This is a genomic window from Microcystis sp. M079S1 (assembly GCF_020246425.1).
In the GTDB taxonomy this organism is placed as follows: domain Bacteria; phylum Cyanobacteriota; class Cyanobacteriia; order Cyanobacteriales; family Microcystaceae; genus Microcystis; species Microcystis aeruginosa.
This window is the reverse complement of the sequence record NZ_JADBSZ010000150.1, coordinates 1-5,676: the sequence shown is the minus strand read 5'-3', so window position 1 is coordinate 5,676 and position 5,676 is coordinate 1. Positions and strand designations below refer to the sequence as shown.

At 41.7% G+C, this 5,676-nt stretch carries 6 protein-coding genes and 1 pseudogene; 4 read left to right on the top strand and 3 right to left on the bottom strand.

Going from position 1 to position 5,676, the window contains the following annotated elements; translation table 11 throughout:
- Positions 1–268: 268 nt before the first annotated feature.
- On the top strand, positions 269–1,393 hold the full coding sequence (locus IM456_RS10000; RefSeq protein WP_149986897.1) for a three-Cys-motif partner protein TcmP: 1,125 nt from the start codon (positions 269–271) through the stop codon (positions 1,391–1,393).
- Here IM456_RS10000 and IM456_RS09995 read toward each other — a convergent pair.
- A complete protein-coding gene (locus IM456_RS09995; RefSeq protein WP_287693658.1) occupies positions 1,383–2,159 on the bottom strand; it encodes a DUF5131 family protein in 777 nt (258 codons plus the stop codon). The two genes, IM456_RS10000 and IM456_RS09995, sit on opposite strands and share 11 nt — an antisense overlap.
- 490 nt (positions 2,160–2,649) lie before the next feature.
- A complete protein-coding gene (locus IM456_RS09990; protein ID WP_287693656.1) occupies positions 2,650–3,591 on the bottom strand; it encodes a hypothetical protein in 942 nt (313 codons plus the stop codon).
- A gap of 90 nt (positions 3,592–3,681) precedes the next feature.
- On the opposite strand from IM456_RS09990, the gene IM456_RS09985 reads away from it, so the two are divergent.
- Positions 3,682–4,503 (top strand): sulfotransferase family protein, encoded by an 822-nt coding sequence (locus IM456_RS09985; RefSeq protein ID WP_287693654.1) that lies wholly within the window; start codon positions 3,682–3,684, stop codon positions 4,501–4,503.
- A 96-nt stretch (positions 4,504–4,599) separates the two neighbouring features.
- Here the strand turns inward: IM456_RS09985 and IM456_RS09980 are convergent, their stop codons facing one another.
- Positions 4,600–4,800 carry a hypothetical protein gene (locus IM456_RS09980; protein ID WP_002735656.1) on the bottom strand — a complete coding sequence of 67 codons (201 nt, stop codon included), beginning with the start codon at positions 4,798–4,800 and terminating at the stop codon, positions 4,600–4,602.
- A gap of 422 nt (positions 4,801–5,222) precedes the next feature.
- Between IM456_RS09980 and IM456_RS23300 the strand changes: the two are divergent.
- A pseudogene (locus tag IM456_RS23300) lies at positions 5,223–5,294 on the top strand (transposase); the annotation flags it as partial.
- A 106-nt stretch (positions 5,295–5,400) separates the two neighbouring features.
- The coding region (locus IM456_RS09975) for a DUF3782 domain-containing protein (protein ID WP_287693652.1) at positions 5,401–5,676 on the top strand (276 nt) is incomplete at its 3' end.

Genomic DNA, 5,676 nt, shown 5'->3' with positions numbered 1-5,676 from the left:
GCTCCAGCTACATCAAATGTTCCAAAAAAATATAGAAGAGCTAATGCAAATTAGCCGCTATCGGTTGAAGGATTACATCAAAGGACAAAGAGCGATATCGCTTGCCCTATCTACCTTCTAGCTCGCTTGTCCCCCTCTCAGAGCCTATACTCAAGGGATTTAGTATAATTCAAACAAAAATAAGGTATGTTATGTTTGATTAACGCATCCGACGAGAGCGACTTGCCGCTACCCAGCGCCTTCGGCATCGTAACTATTGATATAGCTTATGACTGAAAATTCCTTCTTCAATGAGCAAAAAGAACAGTCCTTGATCAAAGCTAGGATTGTTGAGAAATATTTCTGGGCTTGGGCAAAAGTTATAATTTCAAAAGTTAAGGGATCGTCTTCAGTCCAGAAAATCGCTTATGTTGACCTTTTTGCTGGTGCAGGACGATATAAAGATGGCTCAAAATCAACCCCAGTAAAGGTTCTAGAAACTGCCATCGCCGATCCAGATATGCGAAATATGCTGGTATCGATCTTTAACGATGCCGATGTCGAAAATGTTAATTCTCTTCAACAAGCTATAGATTCAATTCCGGGCATAGAAAATTTAAAATACCGCCCTCAAATATCAAAATATGAGGTGGGAGAGGACATAGTTAAAACCTTCCAAAGCATGAAATTAGTTCCCACTTTACTTTTTGTTGATCCTTGGGGTTACAAGGGGCTATCTCTTCAACTTGTTAATTCGGTCGTCAAAGATTGGGGTTGTGATTGCATCTTCTTCTTCAATTACAATCGCATCAACATGGGTTTAAATAATGATGCAGTCAAAGAACACATAAATGCGCTATTCGGACAAGTGCGAGCAGATCAACTCCGCGAACGATTGAAAACACTTACTCCACAAGAGCGTGAGTTAACCGTTGTAGAATATATCTGTGAAGCCTTGAAAGAAATGGGTCGTAAATATGTTCTTCCATTTCGTTTCAGACATGAAATGGGAAATCGTACTAGCCATCACCTAATTTTTGTAAGCAAGCATCCTAAAGGCTATGAAATTATGAAAGAGATAATGGCTAAAGAGAGTTCTGAACAGACGCAGGGCGTACCATCTTTTGAGTATAATCCTGCAACTCTTCAACAACCGTTACTCTTTGAGCTAACCCGTCCTCTTGATCAACTGGAATCTATGTTGTTGGACAATTTTTCAGGTAAAACTATGACGATGGCAGAGATTTACGACCAGCATCATGTGGGAAAACCGTACATTAAAAAAAATTACAAAACTGCCCTTAGCAATCTTGAATCTCAAGGAAAAGTCACAGTACATTCACCCGAGGACAAAAAACGGCGAAAAGGAACGTTTGCGGATGATTTAAAGGTTACATTTCCAGTTAAGCAATAAGCTCTAATTTTTCTGAACGCCTCGCTGATTTAAGTGGGACACTTCCCCATTTTTGGATATGCTGATTCCAGGCATTAGGCATCTCGTCCCAGATTTTATCATCAAGTAATCTACCCCCTGCTTTCGGTGTCCTTCCCCCAACTTGTTTGAAAAAAAATGCTACCCCTGAATTTTGACATTGATTGCGGATATCCCTTGCCCAGTCAAGTTTCATCTGGCGATATTTCTGTCCGGATTCTCCGCCGACAATAACCCAATCAATGCCAGTTAAATTAAGTTCTAGGGGTCCTAAAAGTGGCTCACATGAAATAAAACGCACTGAAACAGGCACTGTCCGAAGATGTTCAATCCGATCTATGTGGTTTTGGTTTTCGACAGATACACCTAGCCAAATGTTTTCTGGAAAATCTAATTTAGACGCTAAATCACCTAAACGGCTTTGTCGCTTTGTTAGTATCTGATATATATGCCAAGGTGTTGAACGAATAACTGAGAAAACTTGTCTAATGAAGTCGAGAGGCACATTATCATGAAAAAGGTCACTCATTGAGTTGACAAAAACTCGACTGGGAGTGCGCCAACGTAAGGGTTCTTCCAATCTTTCTGGATGCAAAGTTAAACTGAATCCATTGGGAAAGCTTTTGGGAAAACGCTGTGTAATAGCTTCGGCATAACAATGCAGACAGCCAGTGCTAATTTTATCGCACCCAGTTGTTGGATTCCACGTTTTATCAGTCCACTCAATACCAGTGTGTGTACTAGACATATTTTAACTCCACAAGCTATATCTATGACAGACGCTACCTGCCGATAATCAGCAATTTACTTGTAAGCTAAACGGCTTTTACTTCGGATCACCGATATAGACTCCAAAAGGGTTATAGCTGTTGGATCATGCAGGTTAAGCGCCGTTTAGCTTACTATACCATTGTTTGACAAGTACAATTGTCGCCGCACTCACTTTCTACATTACGCAATCGTCAATGAGTTGCGGTGTACACAAAATATTACATCGTTTAACGAAAACAACAGGCGCTTACGAAGTTATAAGTAGGGAGGCACAATTATTTGTAGGATGGGTTAGCGGTAGCGTAACATGAGCGGGCGTTGGGTTTCATGCTTCAACCCAACCTACGTTCATCTTACATTTAATTCCACCCACCTACTTAGCTGGTGCTATGAAATCTAAGCGGCGATCGCCTCACCAGCAATCTCTAAGTACCGCCTCACCTCAAATCTAGAGAAATAACGCTCTTTTAATACCATAATTCGGGTATCAGGTCATAATAACCAGCTTGGGTCGGTGGGTAAATACCCGCTTCGATTTTTTCGATAATAGTCGGCCAAGCTTGCCTAAAAGCGGCAGAGCGCTCGTTGGGGTGCAGAGTCCAACCCTTGGCATTGGTGAGAGTGGCGCGATAGTAGTTGCTTTGTTCTAGGGAGCGAGAAACCATAATTTCCCAAGAGTCGAGTTTTCCTTTGCCGGTCAAAATATTGCCCCAAGTTTTTAAACCATCGGGTAAATGATCGAGAAAGGTATTTTTATAAGAGCGCCAGAGGGGGGTGATCGGTAAAAGGCGATCGTAGCGACGACAATTAAGTAGATAGGCACGACTACCAAAAAATTTAAATTGATAGAATCCATCGGGATTTTTCGTGCAAGGATGGGCAGAATCAATCGTACCATCGGGCCGCGGTGGACCGGACAAAGGACGCACAAACATCATTTCTGGATGGGTTTCCATTAACTCGATCCCTTCGCGGATCCAACTGTAATCCGGTTCTTGGTAGAGCATCATGTCACTGTCATAATGGACCATATAATCGCTGCGACATGACTCGATTTTGAAGATCGAGCCGAAAATCGGATAACCTTTGTAGTTATGGGTGGAACGGAGGGGACTGCCGAAATGCTTTTGATAGATGCGCTGACGATAGCTGGGATCGTAGTTAAAATCCACTAGGCGATCGATTATGCCATCTTCAACTAATTTTTCGGCACAGGCTCTTAATTCCTCCATTGTACCCAGTCCGGGGCGATTGACCTTTTCCCCGCTTAAAGGGGCCGTGTCGATAGCCAGTACCTTTTCCTCGAAGGGAAACTGACTCATTTTGACTAGATGGGGAATAGTGTTCATCATAAACCAGACATCGGTTCGCGCCGTAAAAAACCAGAGCGAACAACTTGGCAATCCCATTTTGTATAAACCTCACTTTTGTTTGGGTCTTAAATGGGATACATTATAGGGGAATCTTAGCGACAAGTTGACACAATTCCTTATTAACCTATGACTATAGCCCTCGATCGCTTACCCCAATCTTGGCAGGGTTTAACCCATCGTTTAACTTATAAGTATTTTCAGGTACGCATTGATACACCCAAAGACCCCTATAAAATTCTCTTTCGTCCCCAACCCTATCAGGTTTTATTTATTCTTAGCCATATGCGATCGGGTTCGTCTTTATTGACCCATATCCTCAATTCTAATCCTGAAATTATCGGTTTTGGCGAAACTCATCTGGTTTATGAGAGTGAACAGGATTTTAAAACTTTAATGTTTCAACTCTACTGGCGTTTGAAAGATTTAAACATGAATCATAAATATATTTTAGATAAAGTTCTTCATGATCAGAAGTTTTTAGATCATAGTTTTTTGCAATCTGATGCAGTTAAGACCATATTTTTACTACGAGAACCGCAGCGCACTTTAGCCAGTATTCTAGATATTAAACCCCATCAAAACGAGCAGCACGCGCTAGGCTATTATACTGGTCGTTTAGCCACCCTAGAAAGTTATGCTCGATTAATTAACAGCAAAGAAAAGAGTTTATTTATCACCCACGATCAGGTATTAAACCAAAGTCAATTTGTCTTTAATAGTTTACAGAGTCATCTCGATACTAAAACGGGATTTTCTGAAGAATATCGAGTTTTAAAAACCACTGGCACTCGTGGTATAGGCGATTCTTCCGAGAATATCAAAGCGGGTAAAATTATTAAACAAGCCAGAAAATTAGATATAGAAATTTCCGACGATGTTTTAACCCAAGCCCAAAAAGCCTATGATCGATGCTACGAAACCCTCAGCCATTATTGTCATTGTATCTAAGCTGAATTGGGGATTAGCAATAGCCTTGATTCTCTCCTCCGAGTCCAAAGAAAATCCCCCTAACTCAACTCTAAGTTGAGCATTTAAAAGGTCTGATTAGCCTTCAATATTAGCAATTGTAAAGCCCATCTGACACTCGTAGAGATTGGGCTGTTGGCTTCCCCCTTTGCCCAAGGAGTGACCACAGCCTAGTTTACCCTCTCGCCACCGGGGTTGCCCCTGCTGGTTGGCTAAAAGACAGCCCTGACACACAGAACCCGTATCGAGAATGTGTTCGTCGGTTAAAATCACTAACATGACGTTCACCCCCATTGATCTCCGATCATTCTTGTCTCCATTGTAAGAGGTTTTTTCTGAGATGTAGTGGCGCGCTATACAGTCCGATGCTTTTTGGCTTTTTTTCGCCTGGACTCTTCTTACACAAGGGATTTACCGATTAATTTTGGCATCCTCAGAAGATTAGTCCTTCAACAAACCTGCGTCAGTCCCTACCCGATCACTTAGCGGGGTGGGGAGGTAGAGTGCAGCAATTTGAGGACTCGATGTCCGAAAAATTGCCAAATAGAGATTTTTATCTCAAATGTCGGGGTGAAGACCCGAAGTGCTTAGTGCGACGGTATGAAACACCGACCAATATAAAACAGCGAAGCACGACTAAAATCTTGACAATCTATGCTGTACAGGTTAACTTAATATAAGTTGTTTGAGGTCGATAAGCAATGATTATCTTAGAAATGAAAGCATTGGTCAAACCGAGTCAGTGTTCTGCCATTGATGATGCTATTCGTACACCCTACTTATCTCTCTCTTACTCAAAGGCAGAAGCACCATCTTCTTCATGAATCGGCAAAATTCAGTAAAATAGCAATAGACCAAATCAAATAGAAAAAATTAGCTGTGGCAACTACATCCGAAGACGTATGGCGACTCTTAGCCGAATTAGCGACTGCTCAAAAAGAAACTGACAAACAACTGAAGGAGACTGACCTACTATTGAAGGAAGTTAGTCAGCAACAGAAGGAAAACGCGCAACAACAGAAGAAAACTGACAAACAACTCAAAGAATTAGGTCAGCAAATTGGGGGACTCGGTGCCAAATTCGGCAGCTTTACCGAAGGACTTGCCCTTCCTTCAATGGAAACGATTCTCAGACAACGCTTTGGTATGGAAGTT